This is a genomic window from Cellulomonas soli, assembly GCF_013409305.1.
GTDB lineage: Bacteria > Actinomycetota > Actinomycetes > Actinomycetales > Cellulomonadaceae > Cellulomonas > Cellulomonas soli.
In genome coordinates this window covers 3,413,245-3,439,351 of record NZ_JACBZJ010000001.1, presented here as the reverse complement: position 1 = coordinate 3,439,351, position 26,107 = coordinate 3,413,245, and the positions used below count along the sequence as shown (strand labels likewise).

Genomic DNA, 26,107 nt, shown 5'->3' with positions numbered 1-26,107 from the left:
CAGCCTTGGAGGACCCGTGATCCGACGCACCACGCCGACCTCCGGATGGGACGCCCGGCGTCCTCCCGCATGGCTCCCGCAGGCGCTGCTGCTGTGCGTGCTGGCCGTCTTCGCCGCGATCCTCGCCTGGCGGGCGCTGTCGATGCTCGGCACCGTGACGACGATCGTCGTGATCTCGTGGTTCCTCGCCCTGGCCATGGAGCCGCTCATCGCGTGGCTGGTCCGACGGGGCGTCCGGCGGACCCGGGCGACCGGGATCGTGATGATCGGTTCGATCGTGGTGATCCTCGGGCTGCTCGGGCTGTTCGGCGGCCTCTTCGTCACGCAGCTCATCGAGCTCGTGCAGTCGTTGCCGACGTTCTACACCCAGCTGACCGACTTCGCGGACACCCGTTTCGGGCTCGATCTGCCCACCCAGGTCGAGCTGCTGGACACCCTCGGCAACAACTGGCAGGACCTCGCCCCCGGCATCGTCGGGGTCGGCACGTCCGTGCTCGGCGGGCTGTTCACGACGAGCGCCGTGCTGCTCGTCGTCTACTACATGGCCAGCGCCGGGCCGAAGTTCCGCGCCGCCATCTGCCGCTACCTGGCCCCGCACCGGCAGCGCGAGGTGCTGCGCCTGTGGGAGGTCTCGCAGGAGAAGGTCGCCGACTTCATCAACTCGCGCATCGTGCTCGCGGCGCTGTCGACCGTGTTCACGTTCATCTTCCTGACGGTGCTCGGCATCCCCTACGCGCTGCCCCTGGCTGCGTTCACGGGCGTCGTCTCGCAGTTCGTGCCGACCATCGGCACCTACATCGGCGGGGCGCTCCCGGTCGTCGTCGCACTGTCGGTCTCACCGCTCAAGGGCCTGCTCGTGCTGGCGTTCATCATCGCCTACCAGCAGCTGGAGAACCTGGTGTTCGCGCCCAAGGTCTCCGCCCGCTCGCTCGCGCTCAACCCGGCCGTGTCGTTCCTGGCCGTGCTGGCGTTCGGCGCGGTCTTCGGCGCCCTCGGGGCCTTCCTCGCGCTGCCCGTGGCAGCGACGATCCAGGCCGTGTCCAACGTGTACCTGCGTCGGCACGAGCTCGTCGACTCCGAGATGCTGCGGGAGGACCGGGGCGCTCGATCGGCACCGGAGGAAGACGAGGAGACGCCCCCGCAGGCGGAGGACACCGAGGAGAGCGAACCGACCACGGCCGGAGCTGCCGTCGCACCGGCCGACGGCGGCGAGGATCAGCCGTAGAAGACCCGTTCGACGACCGCGCGGGCCCGGCGAGCCGTGCGCAGGTAGTCCTCCTCGAGCTCGCCGCCCGCCCCGGCCGGGTATCCGACGACCCGCGACACCCCGGCGAGCGCCCGCCGGTCGTGGGGCAGGACGTCGGCGTGGGCGCCGCCCGCGCGACCCGTCCACAGCACGTTCGCGTCGCGCAGCCGTGAGGCCAGGAGCCACGCGTCGGCGAGGACGGCCCCGTCGGAGGCGTCGAGAAGCCCGGCCTGCATCGCTGCGGACAGCGCGTCGAGCGTGCCCGTCGTGCGCAGCCCGACCACCTCGTGGGCGTGCTGCAGCTGCAGCAGCTGGGCCGTCCACTCCACGTCGGCGATGCCACCCCGTCCGAGCTTGAGGTGCCGCGCGGGATCCACGCCCCGAGGCAACCTCTCTGCCTCGACGCGCGCCTTGATCCGCCGCACCTCGCGCACCGTCGCCGCGTCGAGCCCGCCTGCCGGGTAGCGCAGCGGGTCGACGAGGGTCATGAACCGCTCGCCGAGCCCGGTGTCACCGGCCACCGGTCGCGCCCGGAGCAGGGCCTGGCTCTCCCACGGGGACGACCAGCGCTCGTAGTACTCGGCGTAGGCGGAGAACGAGCGCACGAGCGGACCGTTGCGCCCCTCGGGTCGCAGGTCGGCGTCGACCTCGAGGACGGGTTCGGCCCCGACCGCGCCGGTGAGCGCCCGCACACCCGTCGCGACGGCCAGGGCGAACTCCTGGGCCTCGACCGGGTCGACGCCGGGCACGGGGTCGTGCACGAACAGCACGTCCGCGTCCGAGGCGTAGCCCATCTCGCGTCCGCCGAGGCGACCCATCGCGACCACCAGCAGGCGGGTGGGGCTGTCCTCGAGACCGCGGGCCGCACGTGCCTCCGACTCGGCGATCCGCAACGTCCCGGAGAGCACGACGTCGGCGGCGGCGGTCAGGCTCTGCGAGGCGCGCGTGCCCGTCACGACGCCCAGCACGTCGGCGGCGGCCGTGCGAGCCAGCTCACGGCGACGCAGCGCCCGCAGCGCCGTGGCGGCGGGCACGGGCTCGTGGGCGCGGGTGAGCACGGCGTCGGCCTCGGAACGCAGCCGCTCGAGGGTGCGCGGCTGCAGGTCGGCGTCCTCGGCCAGCCAGGTCACCGACTCGGGCGAGCGGGTGAGGGCGTCGGCCACGTACCGCGAGGTCGAGAGCACGTGCGCGAGGCGCTGTGCAGCGGTTCCGGAGTCGCGCAGCAGCTTGAGGTACCAGTGCGTGGCGCCCAGCTCGTCCGAGAGCCGACGGAACGCGAGCAGCCCGCCGTCGGGATCGGCACCCTCGGCGAACCACCCCAGCATCACCGGCAGGAGCTGGCGCTGGATGGCCGCGCGGCGCGAGATGCCCTCGGTGAGCGCCGCGATGTGCCGCATCGACCCGGCCGGGTCGGCGTAGCCGATGGCCGACAGGCGGGCGCGGGCGGCATCCGGGGCGAGGCTGGCCTCCTCCGTCGACAGCTGGGCCGTGGCGGGCAGCAGGGGACGGTAGAAGAGCTCCTCGTGCAGGCGTCGCACGTCACGACGCACCTGACGCCAGCGTTCGACGAGGCCCTCGGCACCCTCCGCCCGCATGCCGACGGACCGGGCGAGCCGGCGCAGGTCGGCCTCGGCCGTCGGCATCAGGTGCGTGCGGCGCAGCCGGAACAGCTGGATGCGGTGCTCGAGCACGCGCAGCAGCCGGTAGCAGACCGCCAGCTGCGCCGCGTGCTCCCGGCCGACGTAGCCGCCGGCGGCCAGGGCCGCGAGGGCCGTGAGGGTGCTCGGGCTGCGGATCTCCTCGTCCGCCCGGCCGTGCACGAGCTGCAGCAGCTGGACGGTGAACTCCACGTCGCGCAGCCCGCCGACCCCGAGCTTGAGCTGCCGGTCGGCCTCGGCCGCGGGCACGTGCTGCTCGACCCGGCGACGCATGGCCTGGGAGTCCTCGACGAAGTTCGGTCTCTGCACGGCCGACCACACGAACGGGTTCACGGCCTCGACGTAGGCCTCGCCCAGCGCACGGTCGCCGGCGAGCGGCCGCGCCTTGAGCAGCGCCTGGAACTCCCACGTGCGCGCCCAGCGCTCGTAGTAGGCGCGGTGGCTGGCGAGCGTGCGGACCAGGGGGCCGTCCTTGCCCTCAGGCCGCAGCGCGGCGTCGACCGGCCAGAGCGCGGGCTCGCCCGACGGTGTGGAGCACACCCGGGCCAGACCGGCGGCGAGGCGGGCACCGACAGCCATCGCCTCGTCCTCCGCCGCGCCGTCCACGGGCTCGGCGACGTAGATGACGTCGACGTCGGAGACGTAGTTCAGCTCACGGCCGCCGCCCTTGCCCATGCCGATCACCGCGATCCGCACGCCGCGACCGTGGTCGTCGAGCTCGGCACGGGCGACCGCGAGCGCGGCCTCGAGCGCGGCGCCGGCGAGATCGGCGAGCGCCGCGGCGACGCCGGGCAGCCGGGACAGCGGGTCGGCGCTGGTCAGGTCGGTCGCCGCGATGCGCAGCAGGCGCGCCCGGTAGGCGAGCCGCATCGCGTCGGTGCCCGCTCCCCCGGCCAGCGCGGCCACGGGCACGTCGGCGTCGGGGTCGGCGCCGACCGCCACGAGCAGCTCGGCGCGCACCTGCTCGACCGGCACCCCGGTCCCGGGGCTCTCGTCGACGATCACGTGCAGGTTCTCCGGGTGCGCCACGAGGGTGTCCCCGAGCGCCACGGACGCGCCCGCCACCGCCAGCAGCCTCTGCCGGGCGGGCCCGTCGCTCACCAGCACGTCACGCAGCAACGCACCGAGCGGCGCGTCGGGGCCGCCGACCGCACCGGCGAGCTTGGCGAGCGTGAGCAGCGCCTGGTCGGGGTCGGCGACCTCGGCGAGCGGACCCAGGAGCAGGTCGGCGGGCTCGGGCACGAGCGCGACGAGCGCGGCGTCGTCGAGCAGCCGCACGGCGCGCGCCGCATCCGTCACGCCGGCACGCGTGAGCCGCCCGGTGAGGGTCGATCCACGCCCTGCAGGCGTCGGGGTGCTCACCAGAGCCTCACAGGACCGGCAGGAACCGCCGCAGCTCGTACGGCGTGACCTGCGTGCGGTAGTCGATCCACTCCTGCCGCTTGTTCCGCAGGAAGAAGTCGAAGACGTGCTCGCCGAGCGTCTCGGCGACCAGCTCGGAGCGCTCCATCACGGCGATGGCCTCGTCCAGCGTGGTCGGCAGGGGCTCGATGCCCAGCGCGCGACGCTCGGCGTCGGTCAGCTCCCACACGTCGTCCTCGGCGCCCTCGGGCAGCTCGTAGCCCTCCTCGATGCCCTTGAGCCCCGCGGCGAGCACGACGGCGAACGCGAGGTAGGGGTTCGTGGCGGAGTCGATCGAGCGGTACTCGACGCGGCTCGAGTTGCCCTTGCCGGGCTTGTACATCGGCACGCGGACCAGGGCGGAGCGGTTGTTGTGGCCCCAGCAGACGTAGCTGGGCGCCTCGGCGCCGCCCCACAGCCGCTTGTAGGAGTTCACGAACTGGTTGGTGACCGCGGTGATCTCGGCGGCGTGCGTGAGCAGACCGGCGATGAACGAGCGCGCGACGCCGGACAGCTCGAACTGGTTGCCCGGCTCGTGGAAGGCGTTCCGGTCGCCCTCGAACAGCGACAGGTGCGTGTGCATGCCCGAACCCGGCTGGTCGGCCAGCGGCTTGGGCATGAACGAGGCGAACACGCCCTGCTCGAGCGCGACCTCCTTGACGACCGTGCGGAACGTCATAATGTTGTCGGCCGTGGTCAGCGCGTCGGCGTACCGCAGGTCGATCTCGTTCTGGCCCGGGCCGGCCTCGTGGTGGGAGAACTCCACCGAGATGCCCATGGACTCCAGCATCGTGATCGCCGCACGCCGGAAGTCGTGCGCGGTGCCGCGCGGCACGTGGTCGAAGTAGCCGCCCTGGTCGACCGGGACGAGCTTCTGCGCGGGGTCCGCGGGGGCCTCGAACAGGTAGAACTCGACCTCGGGGTGCGTGTAGAACGTGAACCCCTTGTCGCTCGCCTTCTGCAGCGCGCGCTTGAGCACCTGCCGGGAGTCGGCGAGCGAGGGCTCACCGTCGGGGGTCAGCAGGTCGCAGAACATGCGCGCGGTGCCGTGCCGCTCACCACGCCAGGGCAGCACCTGGAACGTCGTGGGGTCCGGCTTGGCGATCATGTCGGCCTCGTACACGCGCGTCAGGCCCTCGATCGCGCTGCCGTCGAAGCCGATGCCCTCGGAGAACGCGGCCTCGAGCTCGGCCGGGGCGATCGCCACCGACTTGAGCATGCCGAGCACGTCGGTGAACCAGAGGCGGATGAAGCGGATGTCCCGCTCTTCGACCGTACGGAGCACGAACTCCTGCTGCCTGTCCATGCGGTACATCCTGCCCGATCAACGGCCCTGCGAGGGGACGTCGTCCGGCTGACGTCCACGGTGTCGTCCGGCTGACGTCCGGCTGGCGTGCGCAGTGTCCTGCGCACCGTGGTTCGCGCTGTCGTCCGCACTGTCGTCCGCGGTGTCGTCCGACCGTGGTCCGCGGTCGATAGGCTCGCGGCATGGCTCTCACCCGCATCGCCCTGGCACAGGTCGACACGTGCGTGGGCGACGTCGACGCGAACGCCCGCCTGGTCCTCGAGTGGTCGCGTCGCGCGGCGCAGGCCGGGGCGGCGCTCGTCGTCTTCCCGGAGATGACCCTGGCGGGCTACCCGGTCGAGGACCTCGCGCTGCGTGCCTCGTTCCGTCGCGCCGCGGAGGCCGCCGTGCAGCGCACCGCCGCCGACCTCGTCGAGGCCGGCCTGGGCGACCTCACGGTGGTCGTCGGCACGATCGGCGAGCGGCTGACGAGCACCGAGCCGGACGCACAGGTGCGGCCGACCAACCAGGCCGTCGTGCTGCACCGCGGGCAGGTGCTGGCCCGCTACGACAAGCATCACCTGCCCAACTACGGCGTGTTCGACGAGCGGCGCATCTTCGTCCCCGGCGAGGACACATGCGTGGTCGACGTGGCCGGGCGCCGCGTCGGCGTCGTGATCTGCGAGGACATCTGGCAGGACGGCGGGCCCGTCTCGCAGATGGACGAGCACGACATCGACCTGCTCGTCGTGCCCAACGGCTCGCCCTACGAGGAGGGCAAGGGCCACGTGCGCACCGAGCTGGCCGCCCGGCGGGCCCGTGAGGTCGACGCCCCCGTGGTGTACGTGAACCTGGTCGGCGGGCAGGACGACCTGGTCTTCGACGGCGGCTCGTTCGTGGTCGGTGCGGACGGCGAGCTGCTCGCCTCGGCGCCGCAGTTCGTCGAGCACCTGCTGCTGTGGGACCTGGCGGATGCCGACGAGCCCGCCGCGCACGGTCCCGTGGCGGCGCCGCTGAGCGAGGACGAAGAGGTCTACCGCGCCCTGGTGACGGGGCTGGCCGGGTACGTCCGCAAGAACGGCTTCCGCAGCGTGACGCTCGGGCTGTCGGGCGGGATCGACTCGGCCCTGGTCGCCGCGATCGCCGCGGACGCGATCGGCGGGCAGAACGTGGTCGGCGTCTCGATGCCGTCGGTGTACTCCTCGGACCACAGCAAGGACGACGCGGCCGACCTGGCGAAGCGGATCGGGGCGGACTACCGCGTGCAGGCGATCCGCCCGTTCGTCGACGTGTTCGAGTCCGAGATGGGGCTGCAGGGGGTCGCGGCCGAGAACCTGCAGGCGCGCATGCGCGGCGTGATCCTCATGGCACTGTCGAACGCCGAGGGCCACCTGGTGCTCGCCACGGGCAACAAGTCCGAGCTCGCGGTCGGGTACTCCACGATCTACGGCGACGCCGTCGGCGGGTACGCACCTTTGAAGGACGTCGACAAGTCGCGTGTGTGGGCACTGGCCCGCTGGCGCAACGACGCGGCCCGCGACGGCGTCTTCTCCCCCGACGAGCTGCCGCCCATCCCGGAGTCGTCCATAACCAAGCCGCCCTCGGCCGAGCTGCGACCCGGTCAGGTCGACCAGGACTCGCTGCCGCCGTACGACCTGCTCGACGAGGTCCTCGACGCGTACGTCGAGCACGCCGAGGGGCGCCCGGAGCTGCTGGCCCGCGGGTACGACCCCGCCGTGGTCGACAAGGTCCTCTCCCTGGTCGACCGGGCGGAGTGGAAGCGACGCCAGTACCCGCTCGGCCCGAAGGTCACCGCGCTGGCGTTCGGCCGCGACCGCCGCCTGCCGGTGACGACACGGTGGCGCGAGGCCTGACCGGCAGGCCCGCACCCCCGACCCTCCCGCCGCGGCCCACCGGGCGCGACACCACGACGAGCTGGAGCAGCACGATGACGCAGACCCCCAAGCGCATGCGGGTGCACCACCTGCGCGAGGCGAAGGAGCGCGGCGAGCGCCTGACGATGCTCACCGCCTACGACGCGGTCACCGCACGGATCTTCGACGAGGCGGGCATCGACCTGCTGCTGGTGGGCGACTCCATCGGCAACACCATGCACGCCCACACCACGACGCTGCCGGTGACGGTGGACGACCTGATCCCGGCGACCCGGGCTGTCGCGCGCGTCGCGCAGCGGGCGCTCGTGGTGGTCGACCTGCCGTTCGGCTCGTACGAGGCCGGGCCGGAGCAGGCTCTGGCCACCGGTGTCCGTCTGCTGAAGGAGACCGGTGCCGCCGCGGTGAAGCTCGAGGGCGGCCAGCGCGTCGTCCCGCAGATCCGGGCGCTGACCGAGGCCGGGATCCCCGTGTTCGGGCACCTGGGCTACACGCCGCAGTCGGAGAACCTGCTCGGCGGTCCGCGCGTCCAGGGGCGTGGCGACGAGGCGGCCGAGCGGCTCAGCGCCGACGCCGTCGCGATCGTCGACGCCGGCGCGGTCGCGGTCGTGCTCGAGATGGTGCCCGCACCGGTGGCGGCCCGCGTCACCGAGGTCCTCCCGGTGCCGACGATCGGCATCGGTGCCGGCGCCGAGTGCGACGGGCAGGTGCTCGTGTGGGTCGACATGGCCGGCATGAGCGACTGGTCGCCGCGGTTCGCCAAGCGGTTCGGCGAGGTGGGTGCCGCCCTGAGCGCCGCCGCCTCCGCCTACGCGGACGAGGTCCGCGCAGGCACGTTCCCGGACGCCGCCCACTCCTTCGACCGGTGAGCCGTCACCGGCCCGGGCCGTTCGCCTGGGTCGTCGCCGGTGTGCTGGGCCTTGCCCTCGGCTGGCTCGCGCTCGGCCTCACCCCGGGGCTGTACGGCGTGGCCCAGCTCGTCGCGCTGCGGGGCGTGCTCGCATGCGGTGCGGTGGCACTCGCCGTGGCGGTCGGGCTCGGTGCACTGCTCGTCGCACCAGAGCACCGGCCGGGTGCGGCGCTGGTCGCGTCCGTCGCGATGCTCGGTGCTCTCGCGCAGATCGGCGTGCTGACCGTCCGGAGCGTGCCGGGCGACCGGGCCCCCGCCGCCGGTGAGGCTGCCGCCGGCGACGAGCTCGTCGTCCTCGCGTTCAACACGCTCGACACCGTGGAGCCGGCCACCCTGGCCTCCCTGGTGATCGCGCAGCAGGCGGACGTCGTGGTCCTCCCCGAGACCTCGGCCTTGACCGCCGCGCGCACCGCCGAGCTGCTCGCCGACGAGGGCCACCCGATGCAGGTCCTCACCCACGACGCGGCACCGGCCTCCGTCGCGGGCACGGCCCTGCTGGTCTCCCTCGACGTCGGCACCTACGACCAGGTCGACCCGCTGCCGACCGCGCTGGGCTCGTTCGTCGCGGCGCCCCGCACGGGCTCGCCATCGGCCCCGACCCTGGTCGCGGCACACCCGCGGGCACCCATCACCGCGTCCTCGATGCCCGGGTGGCGCACCGACGGCACGGTGGTCGCCGACGCGTGCCGCACGACCCCGGGCGTCGTGCTCGCCGGGGACCTCAACGCCACACTCGACCACCCGCAGCTGCGCGAGCTGGGCCCGTGCCTCGACGTGGCACGCGCCGTGGGCGCGGGTGCGCGGGGCACGTGGCCCGCCTCGGCGCCGAGCCTGCTGGCGGCACCGATCGACCACGTCCTCGTCGACGGTCGGGTCTGGCAGCCGGTGTCGTTCTCCGTCCTGCCTGCCACCGGCGGCAGCGACCACCGGCCCGTCGTCGCCCGCCTGGTGCGTCGCAGCGCCTGAGCCCGCCCGACGGCCGGACGGCAGCGGCTCAGCGCGAGCGCTCGTCCTCCTGGTCCCAGTCCTGCGTCCGCCGGACGGCCTTCTCCAGCGCGTGCTGGGCCGCCTCACGGGTCGGGTAGGGACCCATGAGGTGCGACCAGTCGCTGCGCCTGCCGACCTCGACCTGTCGGGTCTGCGTGTTGAACCAGTACTCGTCGGACTCGTCGGTCATCGTCGTCCCCTCTCCTGCGTGCCAGTCGCGGTGCCCGGCCTCGTGCCCGTCTCGGTACCCCTCTCGGTGCCCGCCGCCGTGCCGTCGGCTCACCCGGCCCCACGGGCGGTCCATCCCCCATTCCGTAGACTGCCAGGCATGTCGACCGCGCACGCAGCCCGAGCCGCCCTCGTCCCCGGTCGGGTCTCGCCCCAGCGGTCGGTCCCATCGTCGATCGCCCGCCCGGAGTACGTCGGCCGCCCGGGACCGAGCCCCTACACCGGCCCGGACGTGCTCGACGAGGGCACCATCGAGCGGATCCGTGTCGCAGCGCGCATCGCTGCGCAGGCCCTCGAGGAGGTCGGCAGGCACGTGGCACCCGGTGTGACGACCGACGAGCTGGACCGGATCGGCCACGAGTACCTGGTGGACCACGGCGCGTACCCCTCGACGCTCGGCTACCGGGGCTTCCCGAAGGCCCTGTGCACCTCGCTGAACGAGGTCGTGTGCCACGGCATCCCGGACACGACCGTGATCCAGGACGGCGACATCGTCAACGTGGACATCACGGCGTACATCGCCGGCGTGCACGGGGACAACAACGCGACGTTCCTCGCCGGCGACGTCGACGAGGAGTCACGGCTGCTCGTCGAGCGCACGCAGGAGTCGCTGCGTCGGGCCATCAAGGCGGTCGTGCCCGGGCGCGAGATCAACGTGATCGGCCGCGTCATCGAGAAGTTCGCGGCACGGTTCGGCTACGGCGTGGTCCGCGACTACACCGGGCACGGAGTCGGCCCGGCGTTCCACACCGGGCTCGTCGTGCCGCACTACGACGCCGCGCCGGGCTACGACACCGTGATCGAGCCCGGCATGGTCTTCACCATCGAGCCGATGCTCAACCTCGGCACCCCCGACTGGGTGATGTGGGACGACGACTGGACGGTGCTCACGGCCGACGGTCGCCGCAGCGCGCAGTTCGAGCACACCCTGCTCGTCACCGACACCGGAGCGGAGATCCTGACACTGCCATGAACAAGCACGCGAAGGACGACAAGCACGCGCACGAGCAGGCGTTCGGCATCGACATCGGCGGCTCGGGCATCAAGGGCGCCCCGGTCGACCTGCGCTCGGGCGAGTTCGCCGCGGACCGCGAGCGCATCCCGACGCCGAAGCCGGCCACACCCGGGGCCGTGGCGGACACGGTCGCCCAGATCGTCGACTCGTTCGGCCTCGACCAGCACGTCCCGATCGGGGTGACGTTCCCCGCGGTCATCCTGCACGGGGTCGCGCAGTCCGCGGCGAACGTCGACCGGTCGTGGATCGGCACGAACGTCGAGAAGGCGGTGCACGCCGCGACCGGTCGACGGGTCCTGGCCGTGAACGACGCGGACGCCGCCGGGTACGCCGAGGTGCTGTACGGCGCGGCCAAGGGCGTGCGGGGCGTCGTGCTGGTCGTCACGCTCGGCACCGGCATCGGGTCGGCGCTCGTGGTCGACGGCGTGCTCGTGCCGAACACCGAGCTGGGTCACCTGGAGATCGACGGGCACGACGCGGAGAGCCGTGCCGCCGAGAGCGTGCGGGACCGCGACGGCCTCGACTGGGCGCAGTGGGCCGCGCGCCTGCAGCGCTACTTCACGGTCGTGGAGAACCTGTTCTGGCCGGACCTCATCGTCGTGGGCGGCGGGGTGAGCAAGGACCACGCGAAGTTCCTGCCGTTGCTCGACCTGCGCACACCGATCGTCCCCGCGGGCCTGCGCAACGCTGCCGGGATCGTCGGCGCCGCGGCACTGGCAGCCCACGGGACCCGGCTCGACTGACGCGCGCGATGGACCGCGCCCTGAGCCGTGCGCTGACGCAGGTGGCGCCCGGGGTCTGGGTCGCGACGGCGGGAACGTGGAGGACGACGACGACGCTCGTCGTGGCCGACGACGGCGCATGCCTGCTCGTCGACCCGGCGCTCTCGCCCCAGGAGCTGGACGCCCTCGCCGAGGAGATCGCCGCACGCGGCTGGCGGGTCAGGGCCGCCGTGGCGACCCACGCGCACTGGGACCACGTGCTGTGGACGCCCCGGTTCGGTGACGTGCCGAGGTGGGCGAGCGGGCGCACGGTCGAGCGGGTCGGCGCCACCCACGACGCGCTCGTGGCGCAGGCCGAGGCCGAGCACGCGGGCCACGGGGCTGCCGTGACGTCCGGGCTGCGGGCCCTGCCCGGAGATCGTGTGCCGTGGGAGGGCCCGGCGGTGCTGGCGGCCGAGCACGACGCGCACGCACCCGGGCACCTCGCCCTCGTGGTGCCCGCGGCCGGGGTCCTGCTCGCCGGTGACATGCTGTCCGACACCGAGGTGCCGCTGCTCGACCTCGACGCCGCCGACACCGTCGGCGCCTACCGGGACGGTCTGGCGACGCTGGCCCGCGTCCGTGCCGAGAACGGCGTGCAGGTACTGGTCCCCGGTCACGGCTCCGTGGCGTCCGGCGAGGCGATCGACCTGCGGATCGCCACGGACCGCGGCTACCTGGACGCCCTGGCCTCCGGTGCGGGACGAGTGCCCGGCGGCGGTCCCACGGACCCGCGCCTGACGGACCCCTGGCTCGCGCGGCAGCACGCCGAGCAGGTCGCGGCGCTGCGCCGATGAGCGGGCACGCGGCATGGGCCGTCGGGATCGTGCTCGTCGTGCTGCTCGCCGTCGGGCTCGACCGCCTCGTGGCCACCGGGGTCTTCGACCGGCGCCCCCGTGAGCGCCCTCGCCCGACGGGCGGCTCCTCCGCGGCGACGGGTGCCCTCGGGGACCTCGTCGAGATCTTCCAGCCCAGCCGCGTGCACCTGACCGAGGAGCTCGAGCGTCAGCGGCTCGAGACCGATCTCGTCGGAGACTCGGCGCCGCCGATCGACCTGGACAGCGGCGTCGTGCACCTGCCCGCACGAGAGCCTGCCGACCGGCAGCGCGGTGACCGCCCCGCCGCCTCGACTCAGATGCCCGCGCCGGGCTCGGCCACGGCCTCGGGCACCAGTGCCACCGAGGTCGGCGCCGGCGAGGCGAACCCCACGACGAAACCCCCGGGCGCGAGCACGTAGGCAACGGTGTCGCCCCACGGCTTGACCTCCGCGGGAGCCAGCACGCTCGCACCGAGCCGCTCGGCACGTGCCGCCGCCTCCGCGACGTCGTGCGCCGCGAGGTACACCTCGGCGGGCATCAAGGGCCCGGCGGCGAGCCCCGCGGCGGCGACGCCCAGGTTCTCGGCGAACGCCTCGCGGGTGTAGAGGCCCAGCCGCGTACCCGACGGCGAGCGCATCTCGTGGTAGACGGGCGCGTCGTCCGTGAGCACCCAGCCGGTGAGCTCGGTCCAGAACCGCACAGCGGCCGCCAGGTCGTCGACGGCGACGATGACGAGTGCGAGGTCCAGGTCGGAGCGACGAGACGACATCCGTGCACGCTAAGGCCGCACCGCACCCCCTCCCGGGACCTACGTCCTGGTCTCACGTCGTGGCAGGTCGGCCGGGCGATCACCGCGATCTGACCAGGTCACAGGATCACCCCAGGCCCTGCACAGGCCCCGACCGGCACCGTCACCCCTCGCGGGCGACGCACCCGGTTGGATCGCACCCATGGGCATGCAGCTCGGCACGATCCCCGACGTCGGTGCAGACCGGGGCGTCGACGAGGAACCACCGCACCGCGGGCTCACCGCGGTCGAGGAGCGGCTCGACGCGTGGGCGAACCGTCGGATCGCGCGTGCCGAGGCGCTCGGGCGCAGGCGCCGCGATGCGTGGCTGGTCGAGCTCGTCGTGTTCGCGCTCAAACAGGCCTGGGCGTGCGTGTTCGGCGCGCTGCTGCTGAGCGTGCTCCTGCTCGCCCACCTGTTCTACCCCGCAGGCGCGCCCCTCGTCCGCGACGACGCCCTGACCCTGGCGGCCGTGGCGATCCAGGTCCTGATGGTCGCGACACGCCTCGAGACCGCACGCGAGCTGCGCGTGATCGTGCTCTTCCACCTCGCAGGCACCGCGATGGAGCTCGTCAAGACCGATGTCGGCTCGTGGTCCTACGCCGCCGACGGGGTGCTCCGGATCGCCGGGGTGCCGCTGTTCTCCGGTTTCATGTACGGCGCTGTCGGCTCGTACATGGTGCGCGTCCTCCGGATCGTCGACCTGCGGTTCGACCGGTACCCGCGCCGATGGGTCAGCGCCCTGCTCGCCGCCGGCATCTACGCCAACTTCTTCACGCACCACTGGTTCGTGGACGTCCGCTGGGTGCTCGTGGGGGCGGTCCTGGCGGTGTTCGGGCGCTGCACCCTCCACTTCCGGGCGCACGCCTCGCGGTACCGCATGCCCCTGGTCGGCGGCTTCGCCCTGGTCGCCGTCGCGATATGGCTGGCAGAGAACCTGGCGACGTTCTCCGGCGCGTGGCGATACCCGGACCAGGAGGCCGGCTGGCAGCCTGTCTCGGCGAGCAAGCTCGTCTCCTGGTTCCTGCTGATGATCGTCTCGGTGGTGCTGGTCGCCTGGGTGCACGAGCCCCGCCCCCCTGAGGACGGGCGGCGCGCTCTCGCCGACCGGGGCCTTGCGGATGCGTCCGCAGCAGCGGAGGTGAGAGGTCACCACGCCTTGGTGTTGCGTCGCACGAGGTCCAGCCCACCCGGTCCGAGCCTGCGGCACAGCTCGACGAGGACCAGTGCGCACTGACGTGCGTCGGCTCCCGCGTCGTGGTGGGCGTGTGCGGCGATGTTCAGGGCCATGGAGACGTCGGGGAGCCGGTAGGACGCGAGGTCGAGGACGGCCCTGGCCGTGTCGCGCGTGCAGAGCCACTTCGTCGGGGGCACGCCGATCCCGTACTCCTGGCTCGCACTCGCCATCACCGAGCGGTCGAACGTGGCGTTGTGCGCGACGAGAGCGTCCCCGCCGGCGAACTCGGTGACGGCGGGGTAGACCCGGTCCCAGGTGGGCGCGACCACGACGTCGTTCGCGGTGATCCCATGGACCGCCACGTTGTAGCTGCTGAACGACCGATGCCCGGGAGGCGGCTGCACCAGGGTCTCCATCGAGTCCACGACGACACCGTCACGGACCTTGACGACACCGACGGAGCAGACCGACGCCCGCTTCGGGTTGGCGGTCTCGAAGTCGATCGCGGTGAACGACAGGCCAGGCAGGGCAGCGTGCGGCATGCGGGCATCGTAGGCGCGAAAGCGGACCTGCCTCCGGGACCCTGGAGACGACGTCGGCGCAGGTGAGGGGGCTGTGGCGCGCCACTCGTGACTGGCGATCTCGGCCCCGCCGGCCCGCCCGGCGGCCCTGCGGGGCGAGGCCCTGAGGGCGGATGAGTCAGTCGATACGCCGGGTTCTGTCCCCGCGCGCGGTTGCCCCCGCGCGGGTGGCGACCATCCATCTACGACGTACGTTGCCGCACGCCTCCAGCGGTCTACCCGGGAGCTCGGGCGGGCCGCCCTCGAACGCTCCCTGTCTGACCTTGCTCCGGGTGGGGTTTACCTAGCCGCACCGGTCGCCCGGCACGCTGGTGGTCTCTTGCACCACCGTTTCACCCTTACCTCACCCGTCCGGCGAACCGGAAGGACGAGGCGGTCTGTTCTCTGTGGCACTGTCCCGCGGGTCACCCCGGGTGGGCGTTACCCACCACCCTGCCCTACGGAGCCCGGACGTTCCTCGGCGAGACCCTCCGTGCGGAAGGACCCGACGCGGCCGCCTGACTGACTCATCCGCGCCGTCAGCCTAGCGCGCGACGGGCGCCCGGCCGACACGACGGCGGGTGGCGTCAGACGTCGGTGCGGTACGGCAGCGTCAGCTCGTCGCCGGCGACCCCACGGATGCCCCAGTTCTCCGGCGGGCTCTCCAGGAGGACCATCTCCAGGTCGTCCGCACCCAGACCCAGCGCCGGCGCGACGTCGTCGAACATCCGTCGGACGAGCTCGCGGCGGGCGGCCCGGCTGCGCCCCGCGAACGCGACGACCTCCACGACCAGGTACTCGGGCCCGCGCGGGGCGATGAGGTCCTCGGGGTCGAGCAGCACGAAGCGGTGGAACCTCTTCTCCTCGGGCAGGCCCCAGGCGCCGACCAGCGCGGCGTGCAGCGCGTCGGAGACCTCGCGCCGTCGGTCGGCCCAGACGTCTCGGCGTCCGTAGATCGTCAGGTGGGCCATGCGTTTACCCCGTCTCCGGTCCCTGGCCGCACCCCGGTCGGCGCGGACGTGGTTGCGCGGCGGAGCCTACAGTCGGGGCGTGCTCGTGCTCCTCCCGCCGTCCGAAGGCAAGACCGCTCCCCCGGCCACCGGCCCGACGCTCGACCTGCACGCCCTGTCCTCCCCTGCCCTGACCGAGGCACGTGAGCGCGTGCTCGACGCGCTCGTGCAGGTCAGCGGCCGACCGGGGGCGCTCGAGGTGCTCGGTGTCGGTCCGGGTCTCGCCGCGGAGGTCGCCCGGAACGTGCACCTGCGCACCGCCCCGACGGCTCCCGCACGGCGGGTCTACACCGGGGTCCTCTACGCGGCTGCCGGGCTCGACCGGCTCACCCCGACGCAGCGCGAGCGGGCCGCGTCCACCGTCAGGATCGTCTCGGGCCTGTGGGGCGCGGTGACACCGGACGACCCGATCCCGGCCTACAGGCTCTCGATGGGCACGACCCTGACGGGTGTCGGCGGGCTCGCGGCGGCGTGGCGGGACCACCTCGGCTCCGTGCTCGACCCTCGGGCCGAGGGCGACCTGGTGGTCGACTGCCGTTCGGCGACGTACGCGGCCGCGTGGCGCCCGCCGTCGTCGGCGCACCGCGTGGCCGTGCAGGTGCTGCGCGAGCAGGCGGGCACCCGCACCGTGGTCTCGCACCACGCCAAGCACACGCGCGGCGTGCTCACGCGCCACCTGCTCACCCGCCGGGGCAAGGCCCCGCACGACGCCGACACGCTCGCAGCGGCCGCCGCCGAGCTGATCGGCACCTCGTTGGGCACCGCCGGGGGTGCGGGGCCGGGCACCGCAGCCTCCTCGGTGCTCGCCGTCGAGCTGGGTCCGACCTCACGCACCGCGGCACGTGTGCTGTCGCTGGTGGTCTCGTGACCGGCGCGAGGGCCCGCCCCCGGTGGATGCGCACCGTGCCGGTCCTCGTCGCCCTGCCACTGGCGACGGCCGCCTGACCTCAGGCGCGGGTGCCCCAGCCCTCGCTCGGTGCGCCCGCGACCGCGACCTCGTGGCGTCCGTCCGGGTACAGGCGCACGATGCTCACCGACGCCGGCGCGACCCTCAACCGGCTCCACGAGGACGGCTGCGCCCCCATCGTGAGCCCGAGACACGCCCGGATGGCCACCGCATGGCTGACCACCACCACGGTCCGGTCGGTGCCGGCCGTCAGCAGCCCGTCGAGCGCGGTACCGAGGCGTCGGCCGACGTCCTCGATCGACTCCCCGCCCGGGGGGCGCAGGTCGGCCGACGTGTGCCACTTCTCGAGCATCCCCGGCCACCGGGCCTCGATCTCCTCGGGAGCCAGGCCCTGCCACGCACCGAAGTCGGCCTCCTGGAAGCCGGCGTCCGTGCGGACCGGCAGCCCGAGGCGCCCCGCGATCACCCCGGCGGTCTGCTGCGTGCGGACCATCGGGGAGGCCACCAGCTCGCTCGGGTAGGGGATGTCGCCCCACAGGTCACGCCCGACGCGTTCGACGAGCGCCGCAGCCGCGCGCGCCTGCCCCTGACCCGTCTCGTCGAGCGGCGGACCGGGCTCGGAGGATCCGGAGTACCCGCGCGAGACGGTCATCGTGGTCTGCCCGTGGCGGACGAGCACGACGGTGACCGGACGGGCGTCGTCGAACCGCGCGGCCGCGCCCGACACGCGCGGACGCACCGCCGGGTCCGGACCCGCGCCCGTGCCTTGCGCGGCATCGGGTGCCCCCGCGACCGAGTGCGCACCCCCACGGGCGGCGTCGGCGACGGGCTCCGGACCACCGGCATCCATCGCCTGGTTCGCGAGCCGGTCCGCATCCGAGTTCTGCGCCCGAGGCACCCACGTCCAGGTGACCCGGTCGACGTCGACGAGCGACCGCACCTGGTCGCCGAGGCGGCGCATGTCCTCGTGCTTCGTCTTCCACGCCCCGCGCATCTGCTCGACGACGAGCCGGGAGTCCATCCGCACCTCGAGGCTGGCCTCGGGGTCGACCGTGAGCGCCGCCTGGACACCCGCGAGCAGGCCCGAGTACTCGGCGACGTTGTTGGTCGCCACACCGAGGAAGCCGTGCCGCTCGGCAAGGACCTGCCCGGTCTCGGCGTCGCGGACGAGCGCCCCGTAACCGGCAGGTCCGGGGTTGCCCCGAGACCCGCCGTCCGCCTCGACGACCAGCCGCCGCCCCGCGCCCGTTCCCACCGGCGGGTCAGCCCTTCGCGGGCTCGGGCAGACGGACCAGGATCCGCCCGCACTCCTCGCACCGCACGACGGCCTCGGCCGGCTTCTTGCGGATCACGTCCAGGTCGAGCGGGTTGAGCTCGAGCCGGCAGCCCTCGCACCGCCGTCCGCGCAGCGCGGCCGCTCCCGAGCCGCCCAGCTGCCCGCGCAGCCGCTCGTACAGGGCGACGAGCGCCTCGTCGAGCCCGGCGACCGCGGTCTCACGCTCGTTGCGCACCCGCGTGGCCTCGGCGTCGACCTCGGCGAACCCGGCGTCCCGCTCGGCCTCGACGACGCTCTTCTGGTCGATGAGCGCGGTGTGCGCGCTGGTCAGCTCGGCGAGGGCGGTCTCGTGCGCCTCGAGCCGCTCCATGACCTCGAGCTCGACCTCCTCCAGCTCGGCCTGCCGCCGCGCGAGCGAGGTGAGCTCGCTGGTGAGGGCCTGCATGTCCTTCGCGCTGCCCTGCCCTGCGTCCAGCCGCTGCTGGTCGCGAACGGCGCGCCCGCGCACCTGCTCGACGTCCGTCTCGGCCTTGCGCACCTCGCGGCGCAGGTCCTCGACGGCCGTCCGCGAGGTCACCAGCGCGGTGTGCAGATCGCTCACCTGGCTGTCGAGCTCGACCAGCCGCGCCAGGGCAGGCAGCGTCCGACGCTTGTGCGTCAGCTGGTCGAGCCGGGTGTCGAGCGCCTGGACGTCCAGGAGTCGCTGCTGGTCCGCGACGGGTGCGTTGGGCACAGGGTTCCTTCCCTCAGGTCATGCCGGCGCGTCGGCCCGACCGGCGACCCGGCCCGTCCACGGGTCGGTGCGGCGCGTGCTGACGCGGGTCTCCACCGTAGTGCCCAGCGCTGCCAGGTCCGCCTCGAGCCCGGCCGCGCCGTTCGAGAGCCACGGCCACTCGGACGCGAAGTGGGCCAGGTCGACCAGGTACGGCGTGGCGGCACCGCCTCGCGCCTCGAACAGCGCCTGCTCACGCTGCTCCGAGGCGGGGTGGTGGCGCAGGTCGGCCGTGACGTAGGCGTCGACGCCGGCGGCTCGGACCTGGTCGAAGAAGGAGTCGCCGGACCCGCCGAGCACGGCGACGCTCTCCACGCGCCCGTCGGGCGCGCCCGCGAACCGCACGCCCTGGACGGTCGCGGGCACCGCGTCCGCGACCGCCTGGGCGAACCCGGCGAGCGTCGTCGCGACCGGCAGCCGACCCACCCGGCCCGTGCCCGTGGGCCCGGACCAGGTCGCGAGCTCGAGCACGTCGAACGCGGGCTCCTCGTACGGGTGCGCGGCACGCATCGCTGCCAGGACGGCTGCGCGCGACCGGCGCGGGGCGACCATCTCGACGCGCGCCTCGACGACACGCGCGGGCTCTCCCGCCGCGCCGATCGCCGGGTTGGCGGCCGCCGAGGGCGTGAACGTGCCCTCGCCCGTGGTCGTCCACGCGCAGCGGCTGTACTCCCCCACGGCACCGGCCCCGGCGGCGGCCAGCGCGTCCACGAGCCGCTCGGTGTGCGTGACGGGCACGAACACCACGTGCTTGTCGAGCGGCGCCGCGGGCGCGGCGACCAGCGGGCGGGTGTCGACCAGCCCGATGGCGGCCGCGAGCGCGTCGGCGACGCCGCCCGTGGCGACATCGGCGTTCGTGTGCGCCGCGTAGAGCCCGACCCCGGCGCGGATCAGCCGGTGCACCAGCGCACCCTTGGTCGTCGTGGCCGCGACCTGGTGCACGCCGCGCAGGAGCAAGGGGTGGTGGGTGACCACCAGATCCGCACCCCAAGCCACCGCCTCGTCCACGACGTCGGCGACCGGGTCCACGGCGAACAGCACCCTGCGCACCGGCTGGGCAGGGTCGCCGACGACGAGGCCCACCCGGTCCCAGGACTCGGCGGTGCCGGGCGGGTAGCGCCGGTCGAGCACCTCGACGACCTCGGCGAGCGTCGGCGAACCGACCCCGTTCGCGCCCTGGTCCGTCACGGCAGGAGCATCGACTTGATGGCACGCCGCTCGTCCATCGCGGCGTACGCCTCGGCGACCTCGGCCAACGGCAGCACGAGGTCGAACACCAGGCCGGGCTGGATCGCCCCCGACCACACGTCCTCGAGCAGCTCGGGGATGTACCCGCGCACGGGCGCCACGCCGCCGGCGACGGAGACGTTGGTCGAGAACATCTGCTGCACGGGCAGCTCGGGGCCACCGGCAGGCACGCCCACGAAGCCCACGCGACCGCCCGGCCGTGCGCTGTCGAGGGCCTGCTGCATCGACTCCTTGGTTCCCACGCACTCCAGCACGCAGTCCGCGCCGATCCCGTCGAGCAGGTCACGCACCCGGGCGACCCCGTCGGGCCCGCGCTCGGCGACGACGTCGGTCGCCCCGAACCGCTGGGCGAGCGCCTGCCGGTCGGCGTGCCGTGACATCGCGACGACGCGCTCGGCGCCCAGCCGGCGGGCCGCGATGACGGCACACAGGCCCACCGCACCGTCGCCGACGACCACGACCGTCGAGCCGGGGCCCACCTGCGCGGCCCGTGCGGCGTGGTGCCCGGTGCCCATGACGTCGCTGAGCGAGAGCACGTGCGGGAGGAGCTCGGACGAGGGCTGCTCCGGCGTGGCCACGAGGGTGCCGTCGGCGAGCGGGACGCGCACGTACTCGCCCTGGCCTGCGTCGCTGGGCACGCCGTCGTGGTCGGGCGAGCCCCACCAGGCGAGCTGCTCGCACGAGGTGTGCACTCCGTGCCGACAGTGCACGCACGTGTTGTCGGCGATCGAGAAGGGTGCGATGACGAACTGGCCCGGGCGGACGGACCGCACGTCGGCGCCGACCTCTTCCACGACGCCGACGAACTCGTGGCCGATGCGGCCCGGCTCGGTGGTCGGGCGCACGCCCCGGTAGGACCACAGGTCGGACCCGCACACGCAGGCGGCCACGACCCGGACCACCGCGTCGGTCGGTCGCTGGATCACCGGGTCGGGGACGGTCTCGAGCCGGACGTCGTGGGGGCCGTGGATGACTGTGGCGCGCATGACCTGCACATTACGACCCCGTGGGGGACGGTGCCCTCCGCTGCGCCGCGCCGGCGACGCACGTCACCCGACCGCGACCGGATCCCCCACCGTCAGGCGACCCGTCGTGACGGGGATCATGCGCACGCCGAACCAGGTCTTGCCGTCGCGCTTGCGGTGCACGGCCAGCGTGCGGATCGGTTCGGGTCCCCGTGCGCCCGTCCCCGGCTCGGTCGTGGTGAGCACGCACCGGTCGCAGTGCTCGGCGAAGCGCAGCTCGACGCCGCCGACGCGCAGGCGTGACCAGCCGTCCTCGGCGAACGGCTCGAGGTCGCCGCCGACGACGAGGTTGGGCCGGAAGCGCTCCATGGGCAGCGCCGACGGGGCCGGCTCTCCACGATGGGCGGCGCCCTCGGCGATCCAGGCGTCGAGCCGGGCCAGCGAGGCACGGGTGGCGACGAGCAGCGGGGCCGCGTCGGCGAACGTGACGACCTCGCCCGCGCGCCCGCCGTCCTCAGGTCGCACGGGACGTGTCGGCGCCCCCTGGTGCACCAGACGCACGGGCCTGCCGAGGGCCTCGGACAGCCATGCGTGCGCCTGCGCCGGGCCGGGCACGGCGGTCCCGACCCCCGTCATCGTCACGCCCACGGCTCCCCGGGCAGGGTCCGGCACCCGGACGGCCAACGACGGGGCACCGGCTCGGCTGAGGACGAGCCCGCCGTCCGTGGTGGGTGTCGCCCGCACGGTGAGCATGTGCGGCACACGTCGCGCGGTGAGCGTCGCTCCGGACTCGTCGACGACCATCCATCGCCGGTCCCCGACCAGCCCCTCCGGGCGAAGCTCGGCGGACGTGACGGCGACCCCGCGCAACGACTTCACCGGGTGCACCGCCAGCGAGGCGACGTGCGGCGCGGCGGCGTCCTGCGGGTCCGTGCTGCTGCTGGTCACGACACCGGACCGTAGCAAGCGTCCGCCGCGCCCCGGCAGGCACGCGTGAGGGTCACCCACGCTCGCCCGCCCCGGTAGGCTGTGCGACCGTTCGTCAGGGGCCTGTAGCTCAGTTGGTCAGAGCGCCGCGCTTACACCGCGGAGGTCGTCGGTTCGAGACCGGCCGGGCCCACCGTCGTCGGAACCGTCGTGCACCCAGCCCGGCGAGACGCGACGCGCACCATGCGGGCCGCTGCCGTCAGGCGGCAGCGAGCTCGGCGATGGCCTGCAGGTAGCCACGCAGGTCGCGGGCCTGCCCGCGCGGGTTGACGACCGACCAGCGCACCACGCCCTCGGCGTCGAGCAGGAAGCTGCCGCGCACCGCCAGGCCCCGCTCGTCGTCGAAGACCCCGTACGCGCGCGCCGCCTCGCCGTGCGGCCAGAAGTCGGACAGCAGGTCGAACTGGTAGCCGTCCTGCTCGGCCCACGCCCGCAGCGAGAACATCGCGTCGCAGGAGATGGCCAGCAGGCGCACACCCGCACGCTCGAACGCGGCGATGTTGTCCCGCAGCTCGCACAGCTCACCCGTGCAGAGACCGGAGAACGCGAACGGGACGAACACCAGCGCGACGGGTGACCCGCGCAGCGCGCTCAGGGTGACCGGTGTCCCGTGCGTGTCGAACAGCGTGAAGTCGGGTGCGAGGTCGCCGACCTGCGGCACACCCGTCACCTGCCGCCGCTCACTCGTGGCTCGCTCGTGACTCACTTGCCCCGGCCGCGCGTGGCCAGCCGCGTGGCCGACCAGTCGGCAGCGATGGAGAACGTCGTCATCGCGTGCAGGCCCGAGGTGGTGGCAGCCTCCTCGATGTCGCTGTGCGAGACGTGACCCGACCGTCCGGCCTTGGGGACCAGGACCCAGATCGGCCCGTTGTCGTCCAGCACCGTCATCGCGTCGACCAGGGCGTCCGTCAGGTCGCCGTCGTCGTCGCGGAACCAGATGACGGCACCGTCGGTGACGTCGTCGAACTCCTCGTCGACGAGCTCGGACCCGGTGATCGTCTCGAGGCCCTCACGGAGGTCCTGGTCGACGTCCTCGTCGTAGCCGAACTCCTGGATCACCTGGCCCGCGGTGAATCCCAGACGAGCCGCCGGCGTGGCGGAGTCGTCCGCAGTGGATGACACGTCCCGACCGATCCCTTCCGTCGCGGTGTCCCGGAACCGGGAAGCACCTGCTGATGTCCGCACACCGTAGCCCACCGCACCCCACCGGGCCCTGGCAAGGGGCGACGGCACGGCGCGCCCGACCCGCCGCTGCGACGTGCACAGAAGCGGCGTACGTCACGTGTCACCCACGTCACGTCCGGGAAATCGGCCCTGCGTGTGACTTTCGGCCCAGGAGGGTCCGAGAATGGGTCGACTACCCGCACCTGCCCGCCGCGCCCGACGAGGTCGCCGCACGGGCCGGTCAGGGCCGAGATGCGCGCCGGGGCCTACCGGCCTGGCGTGCGCACGAGAGGCAAGGAGCGCTGGTGGCTTCGATCGACGAGACAGGCCCGCTGATCGGCGGCCTGCTCAGCCAGGTACCCGACATCGACCCGGGCGAGACCGGCGAGTGGCTGGAGTCCCTCGACGGGCTCATCGAGGACAAGGGCGGCCCTCGGGCCCGCTACATCCTTCTGAGCATGCTGCGGCACGCGCGCCAGAAGAACGTGGCGATCCCGGCGTCCATCAACACGCCGTACGTCAACACGATCGCCGTGCACGACGAGCCGTACTTCCCCGGCGACGAGGTCATGGAGCGGCGCTACCGCTCGTGGATCCGCTGGAACGCGGCGGTCATGGTGACGCGCGCCCAGCGCCCTGGGATCGGGGTCGGTGGCCACATCTCCTCCTACGCGTCGGTGGCGACGCTCACGGAGGTCGGGCTCAACCACTTCTTCCGCGGCAAGGACCACCCGGGCGGCGGCGACCAGGTCTACTTCCAGGGGCACGCCTCGCCCGGCGTCTACGCCCGCGGGTTCCTCGAGGGGCGCCTGTCGGCCGACCAGCTCGACGGGTTCCGCCAGGAGGTCTCGCACCCCGGTGGCGGCCTGCCGTCCTACCCGCACCCGCGCCTCGCGCCGGACCTGTGGGAGTTCCCGACCGTGTCGATGGGCCTGGGCCCGTCCTCGGCCATCTACCAGGCGTGGACGAACAAGTACCTGCACCTGCGGGGTATCAAGGACACCAGCCAGCAGGACGTCTGGGCGTTCCTGGGCGACGGCGAGATGGACGAGCCCGAGTCGCGCGGCATGCTCCAGCTGGCGGGCCAGCAGGGCCTGGACAACCTGACGTTCGTCGTCAACTGCAACCTGCAGCGCCTCGACGGCCCGGTTCGCGGCAACGGCAAGATCATCCAGGAGCTCGAGGCGCAGTTCCGCGGCGCCGGCTGGAACGTCATCAAGGTCATCTGGGGCCGCGAGTGGGACGTCCTGCTCAACGCCGACAAGGACCGCGCGCTCGTCAACCTGATGAACGTGACGCCCGACGGCGACTTCCAGACGTACCGCGCCGAGTCCGGTGCGTTCATCCGTGAGCACTTCTTCGGGCGCGACCCGCGCACCAAGCAGCTCGTGGCGAACATGACGGACGACGAGATCTGGGCGCTCAAGCGCGGCGGGCACGACTACCGCAAGATCTACGCCGCCTACAAGGCAGCCCGCGCGCACACGGGTGCCCCGACGGTGATCCTGGCGCACACCATCAAGGGCTACGGGCTCGGCTCGGGCTTCGCGGGGCGCAACGCCACGCACCAGATGAAGAAGCTGAAGAACCAGGACCTGAAGAACCTGCGCGACTCGCTGCACATCCCGATCACGGACGAGCAGATCGACGCCGACCCGTACCTGCCCCCGTACTACCACCCGGGTGCCGACGACGAGGGCGTGCGCTACATGCTCGAGCGCCGCCGTGCCCTCGGCGGGTTCGTGCCCGAGCGCCGCTCGACGCACACGCCGCTGAAGACCCCCGAGCCGAAGGCCTACGAGGGTCTGGCCAAGGGCTCGGGCACGCAGGAGGTCGCCACGACGATGGCGCTCGTGCGCCTCTTCAAGGACCTCATCAAGGACAAGGAGTTCGGCCACCGCCTGGTGCCGATCATCCCCGACGAGGCCCGCACGTTCGGCCTGGACGCGATCTTCCCGTCGGCGAAGATCTTCAACACGCTCGGCCAGAACTACCTCGCCGTGGACCGCGAGCTCATGCTGAGCTACAAGGAGTCCGAGTCGGGGCAGATCATGCACACCGGCATCAACGAGGCCGGTTCGGCGTCCGCCTTCCAGGCCGTCGGCACCTCGTACGCGACGCACGGCGAGCCGCTGATCCCGTTCTACTTCTACTACTCGATGTTCGGGTTCCAGCGCACCGGCGACCAGTTCTGGGCTGCCGGCGACCAGATGGCGCGCGGGTTCCTCATCGGCGCCACCGCCGGACGCACCACGCTGACCGGCGAGGGCCTGCAGCACGCGGACGGTCACTCGCCGCTGCTCGCCGGCACGATGAGCCACGTCGTGCACTACGACCCGGCCTACGGGTACGAGATCCGGCACATCGTCCGCGACGGCATCGAGCGCATGTACGGCGAGGCGGGCGGTCGCGACCGTGACGTCATCTACTACCTCACGGTCTACAACGAGCCGATGATCCAGCCGGCCGAGCCGGAGGACGTGGACGTCGAGGGCATCCTCAAGGGCATCCACCTCATCGCCCCCGCGCCGGGCGAGGGACCGAAGGCGCAGATCCTGGCCTCCGGTGTCGCCGTGCCGTGGGCGCTCGAGGCCCAGCAGCTGCTCGCCGACGACTGGGGCGTGCGTGCCGCGGTGTGGTCGGTCACCAGCTGGAACGAGCTGCGCCGCGACGGCCTGGCCGCCGACGAGCAGGCGTTCCTGCACCCGGGACAGGCTCCCCGCGAGGCGTACCTCACGACGAAGCTCGCCGGGGCCGAGGGCCCGTTCGTCGCCACGACGGACTACGACCACCTGGTCGCCGACCAGGTGCGCGCGTGGGTCCCGGGGCGCTACGCCACGCTCGGTGCGGACGGCTTCGGCTTCTCCGACACCCGCGCGGCGGCACGCCGTCACTTCAAGATCGACGGTCCCTCGACGGCCGTGCGCGTGCTCCTCGAGCTCGCACGCGCCGGTGCGGTGCCCGCCGAGGCTCCGGCTCAGGCCATCGAGCGCTACCGCCTGCACGACGTGACGGCCGGCACCTCCGGCAACGCCGGCGGTGACTCCTGACCG

24 protein-coding genes, 1 tRNA gene and 1 other RNA gene are annotated in these 26,107 nt (G+C 73.3%); 12 read left to right on the top strand and 14 right to left on the bottom strand.

The annotated features are described in order from the left end of the window. Window positions 1-16 precede the first annotated feature (16 nt). Window positions 17-1,225, top strand: coding sequence for an AI-2E family transporter (locus BKA22_RS15675; RefSeq protein ID WP_223203424.1), 1,209 nt, complete (start codon window positions 17-19; stop codon window positions 1,223-1,225). Here BKA22_RS15675 and BKA22_RS15670 read toward each other — a convergent pair. Both BKA22_RS15670 and BKA22_RS15665 read right to left on the bottom strand, forming a co-directional pair. Further along, window positions 1,216-4,266 (bottom strand): bifunctional [glutamine synthetase] adenylyltransferase/[glutamine synthetase]-adenylyl-L-tyrosine phosphorylase, encoded by a 3,051-nt coding sequence (locus tag BKA22_RS15670; protein WP_425549825.1) that lies wholly within the window; start codon window positions 4,264-4,266, stop codon window positions 1,216-1,218. The genes BKA22_RS15675 and BKA22_RS15670 overlap by 10 nt on opposite strands. A 7-nt stretch (window positions 4,267-4,273) precedes the next feature. Continuing rightward, window positions 4,274-5,611 carry a glutamine synthetase family protein gene (locus BKA22_RS15665; protein WP_146951679.1) on the bottom strand — a complete coding sequence of 446 codons (1,338 nt, stop codon included), beginning with the start codon at window positions 5,609-5,611 and terminating at the stop codon, window positions 4,274-4,276. A gap of 182 nt (window positions 5,612-5,793) precedes the next feature. Here BKA22_RS15665 and BKA22_RS15660 point away from each other — a divergent pair, with 182 nt between their 5' ends. The 3 genes from BKA22_RS15660 to BKA22_RS15650 all read left to right on the top strand — a co-directional run bounded on the left by BKA22_RS15660 (window position 5,794) and on the right by BKA22_RS15650 (window position 9,358). Beyond that, a complete protein-coding gene (locus tag BKA22_RS15660; protein WP_146951678.1) occupies window positions 5,794-7,464 on the top strand; it encodes an NAD+ synthase in 1,671 nt (556 codons plus the stop codon). 74 nt (window positions 7,465-7,538) lie between these two features. Beyond that, a complete protein-coding gene (panB, locus tag BKA22_RS15655) occupies window positions 7,539-8,351 on the top strand; it encodes a 3-methyl-2-oxobutanoate hydroxymethyltransferase (protein WP_146951677.1) in 813 nt (270 codons plus the stop codon). After that, a complete protein-coding gene (locus BKA22_RS15650; RefSeq protein ID WP_146951676.1) occupies window positions 8,348-9,358 on the top strand; it encodes an endonuclease/exonuclease/phosphatase family protein in 1,011 nt (336 codons plus the stop codon). The genes panB and BKA22_RS15650 overlap by 4 nt, the downstream gene beginning before the upstream one ends. A gap of 28 nt (window positions 9,359-9,386) precedes the next feature. Here BKA22_RS15650 and BKA22_RS15645 read toward each other — a convergent pair whose 3' ends face one another. After that, complete coding sequence (locus BKA22_RS15645; protein ID WP_146951675.1) at window positions 9,387-9,569, bottom strand: SPOR domain-containing protein; 183 nt, start codon at window positions 9,567-9,569, stop codon at window positions 9,387-9,389. 138 nt (window positions 9,570-9,707) lie between these two features. On the opposite strand from BKA22_RS15645, the gene map reads away from it, so the two are divergent. From map to BKA22_RS15625, 4 genes are read left to right on the top strand one after another with little or no spacing between them, the layout of a single operon-like run. Beyond that, entirely contained in the window at window positions 9,708-10,580 is an 873-nt protein-coding gene (gene map, locus BKA22_RS15640) for a type I methionyl aminopeptidase (RefSeq protein WP_179561819.1), read from the top strand. Beyond that, complete coding sequence (gene ppgK / locus BKA22_RS15635; RefSeq protein ID WP_146951674.1) at window positions 10,577-11,365, top strand: polyphosphate--glucose phosphotransferase; 789 nt, start codon at window positions 10,577-10,579, stop codon at window positions 11,363-11,365. The genes map and ppgK overlap by 4 nt, the downstream gene beginning before the upstream one ends. 8 nt (window positions 11,366-11,373) lie before the next feature. After that, a complete protein-coding gene (locus BKA22_RS15630; protein WP_146951673.1) occupies window positions 11,374-12,180 on the top strand; it encodes an MBL fold metallo-hydrolase in 807 nt (268 codons plus the stop codon). Further along, on the top strand, window positions 12,177-12,620 hold the full coding sequence (locus tag BKA22_RS15625; RefSeq protein WP_179561818.1) for a DUF6191 domain-containing protein: 444 nt from the start codon (window positions 12,177-12,179) through the stop codon (window positions 12,618-12,620). Before BKA22_RS15630 ends, BKA22_RS15625 begins: the two co-directional genes overlap by 4 nt. Here BKA22_RS15625 and BKA22_RS15620 read toward each other — a convergent pair. Beyond that, window positions 12,515-12,970 (bottom strand): VOC family protein, encoded by a 456-nt coding sequence (locus BKA22_RS15620; protein ID WP_146951672.1) that lies wholly within the window; start codon window positions 12,968-12,970, stop codon window positions 12,515-12,517. The two genes, BKA22_RS15625 and BKA22_RS15620, sit on opposite strands and share 106 nt — an antisense overlap. 181 nt (window positions 12,971-13,151) lie before the next feature. On the opposite strand from BKA22_RS15620, the gene BKA22_RS15615 reads away from it, so the two are divergent. After that, window positions 13,152-14,225: a DUF817 domain-containing protein gene (locus BKA22_RS15615; protein ID WP_223203423.1), complete on the top strand. Its 1,074-nt coding sequence runs from the start codon at window positions 13,152-13,154 to the stop codon at window positions 14,223-14,225. Here the strand turns inward: BKA22_RS15615 and BKA22_RS15610 are convergent. The 3 genes from BKA22_RS15610 to BKA22_RS15600 all read right to left on the bottom strand — a co-directional run bounded on the left by BKA22_RS15610 (window position 14,138) and on the right by BKA22_RS15600 (window position 15,696). Then, on the bottom strand, window positions 14,138-14,707 hold the full coding sequence (locus tag BKA22_RS15610) for an exonuclease domain-containing protein (RefSeq protein ID WP_146951671.1): 570 nt from the start codon (window positions 14,705-14,707) through the stop codon (window positions 14,138-14,140). The genes BKA22_RS15615 and BKA22_RS15610 overlap by 88 nt on opposite strands. A gap of 149 nt (window positions 14,708-14,856) precedes the next feature. Beyond that, an RNA gene (gene rnpB, locus BKA22_RS15605) (RNase P RNA component class A) lies at window positions 14,857-15,255 on the bottom strand. Window positions 15,256-15,312: 57 nt separating this feature from the next. Then, a complete protein-coding gene (locus tag BKA22_RS15600) occupies window positions 15,313-15,696 on the bottom strand; it encodes a tautomerase family protein (RefSeq protein WP_146951670.1) in 384 nt (127 codons plus the stop codon). A 79-nt stretch (window positions 15,697-15,775) separates the two neighbouring features. Between BKA22_RS15600 and BKA22_RS15595 the strand changes: the two genes are divergently transcribed. Further along, window positions 15,776-16,603: a YaaA family protein gene (locus tag BKA22_RS15595; RefSeq protein WP_146951669.1), complete on the top strand. Its 828-nt coding sequence runs from the start codon at window positions 15,776-15,778 to the stop codon at window positions 16,601-16,603. A gap of 79 nt (window positions 16,604-16,682) precedes the next feature. Here the strand turns inward: BKA22_RS15595 and BKA22_RS15590 are convergent, their stop codons facing one another. The 5 genes from BKA22_RS15590 to BKA22_RS15570 all read right to left on the bottom strand — a co-directional run bounded on the left by BKA22_RS15590 (window position 16,683) and on the right by BKA22_RS15570 (window position 21,851). Next, window positions 16,683-17,897 carry a bifunctional RNase H/acid phosphatase gene (locus BKA22_RS15590; RefSeq protein ID WP_146951668.1) on the bottom strand — a complete coding sequence of 405 codons (1,215 nt, stop codon included), beginning with the start codon at window positions 17,895-17,897 and terminating at the stop codon, window positions 16,683-16,685. A 7-nt stretch (window positions 17,898-17,904) separates the two neighbouring features. After that, on the bottom strand, window positions 17,905-18,651 hold the full coding sequence (locus BKA22_RS15585) for a zinc ribbon domain-containing protein (protein ID WP_146951667.1): 747 nt from the start codon (window positions 18,649-18,651) through the stop codon (window positions 17,905-17,907). Between the two features lie 18 nt (window positions 18,652-18,669). Next, complete coding sequence (locus BKA22_RS15580) at window positions 18,670-19,878, bottom strand: Nif3-like dinuclear metal center hexameric protein (RefSeq protein WP_146951666.1); 1,209 nt, start codon at window positions 19,876-19,878, stop codon at window positions 18,670-18,672. Then, entirely contained in the window at window positions 19,875-20,924 is a 1,050-nt protein-coding gene (locus BKA22_RS15575; protein WP_146951665.1) for a zinc-dependent alcohol dehydrogenase family protein, read from the bottom strand. The genes BKA22_RS15580 and BKA22_RS15575 overlap by 4 nt, the downstream gene beginning before the upstream one ends. A gap of 63 nt (window positions 20,925-20,987) precedes the next feature. After that, a complete protein-coding gene (locus BKA22_RS15570; RefSeq protein ID WP_146951664.1) occupies window positions 20,988-21,851 on the bottom strand; it encodes an MOSC domain-containing protein in 864 nt (287 codons plus the stop codon). 98 nt (window positions 21,852-21,949) lie between these two features. Between BKA22_RS15570 and BKA22_RS15565 the strand changes: the two genes are divergently transcribed. Beyond that, window positions 21,950-22,023: transfer RNA gene (locus BKA22_RS15565), tRNA-Val, on the top strand. A 66-nt stretch (window positions 22,024-22,089) separates the two neighbouring features. On the opposite strand, the gene BKA22_RS15560 is transcribed toward BKA22_RS15565, so the two are convergent. Together BKA22_RS15560 and BKA22_RS15555 are read right to left on the bottom strand one after the other, a co-directional pair. Continuing rightward, a complete protein-coding gene (locus BKA22_RS15560; protein WP_146952004.1) occupies window positions 22,090-22,560 on the bottom strand; it encodes a peroxiredoxin in 471 nt (156 codons plus the stop codon). A gap of 32 nt (window positions 22,561-22,592) precedes the next feature. After that, a complete protein-coding gene (locus BKA22_RS15555) occupies window positions 22,593-23,012 on the bottom strand; it encodes a DUF3052 domain-containing protein (RefSeq protein WP_146951663.1) in 420 nt (139 codons plus the stop codon). 347 nt (window positions 23,013-23,359) lie between these two features. Here BKA22_RS15555 and aceE point away from each other — a divergent pair, with 347 nt between their 5' ends. After that, the gene (gene aceE / locus BKA22_RS15550) at window positions 23,360-26,104 is read left to right on the top strand and encodes a pyruvate dehydrogenase (acetyl-transferring), homodimeric type (RefSeq protein ID WP_146951662.1); all 2,745 of its coding nucleotides are present in this window, start codon (window positions 23,360-23,362) and stop codon (window positions 26,102-26,104) included. Window positions 26,105-26,107: the final 3 nt, after the last annotated feature.

What these genes read in the sequence shown, in the direction of transcription:
- BKA22_RS15665 (WP_146951679.1), bottom strand. Translation starts at nt 5,611, where the DNA reads ATGGACAGGCAGCAGGAGTTCGTGCTCCGTACGGTCGAAGAGCGGGAC.
- BKA22_RS15660 (WP_146951678.1), top strand. Translation starts at nt 5,794, where the DNA reads ATGGCTCTCACCCGCATCGCCCTGGCACAGGTCGACACGTGCGTGGGC.
- panB (WP_146951677.1), top strand. Translation starts at nt 7,539, where the DNA reads ATGACGCAGACCCCCAAGCGCATGCGGGTGCACCACCTGCGCGAGGCG.
- BKA22_RS15645 (WP_146951675.1), bottom strand. Translation starts at nt 9,569, where the DNA reads ATGACCGACGAGTCCGACGAGTACTGGTTCAACACGCAGACCCGACAG.
- map (WP_179561819.1), top strand. Translation starts at nt 9,708, where the DNA reads ATGTCGACCGCGCACGCAGCCCGAGCCGCCCTCGTCCCCGGTCGGGTC.
- ppgK (WP_146951674.1), top strand. Translation starts at nt 10,577, where the DNA reads ATGAACAAGCACGCGAAGGACGACAAGCACGCGCACGAGCAGGCGTTC.
- BKA22_RS15630 (WP_146951673.1), top strand. Translation starts at nt 11,374, where the DNA reads ATGGACCGCGCCCTGAGCCGTGCGCTGACGCAGGTGGCGCCCGGGGTC.
- BKA22_RS15625 (WP_179561818.1), top strand. Translation starts at nt 12,177, where the DNA reads ATGAGCGGGCACGCGGCATGGGCCGTCGGGATCGTGCTCGTCGTGCTG.
- BKA22_RS15620 (WP_146951672.1), bottom strand. Translation starts at nt 12,970, where the DNA reads ATGTCGTCTCGTCGCTCCGACCTGGACCTCGCACTCGTCATCGTCGCC.
- BKA22_RS15615 (WP_223203423.1), top strand. Translation starts at nt 13,152, where the DNA reads ATGGGCATGCAGCTCGGCACGATCCCCGACGTCGGTGCAGACCGGGGC.
- BKA22_RS15610 (WP_146951671.1), bottom strand. Translation starts at nt 14,707, where the DNA reads ATGCCGCACGCTGCCCTGCCTGGCCTGTCGTTCACCGCGATCGACTTC.
- BKA22_RS15600 (WP_146951670.1), bottom strand. Translation starts at nt 15,696, where the DNA reads ATGGCCCACCTGACGATCTACGGACGCCGAGACGTCTGGGCCGACCGA.
- BKA22_RS15575 (WP_146951665.1), bottom strand. Translation starts at nt 20,924, where the DNA reads ATGCGCGCCACAGTCATCCACGGCCCCCACGACGTCCGGCTCGAGACC.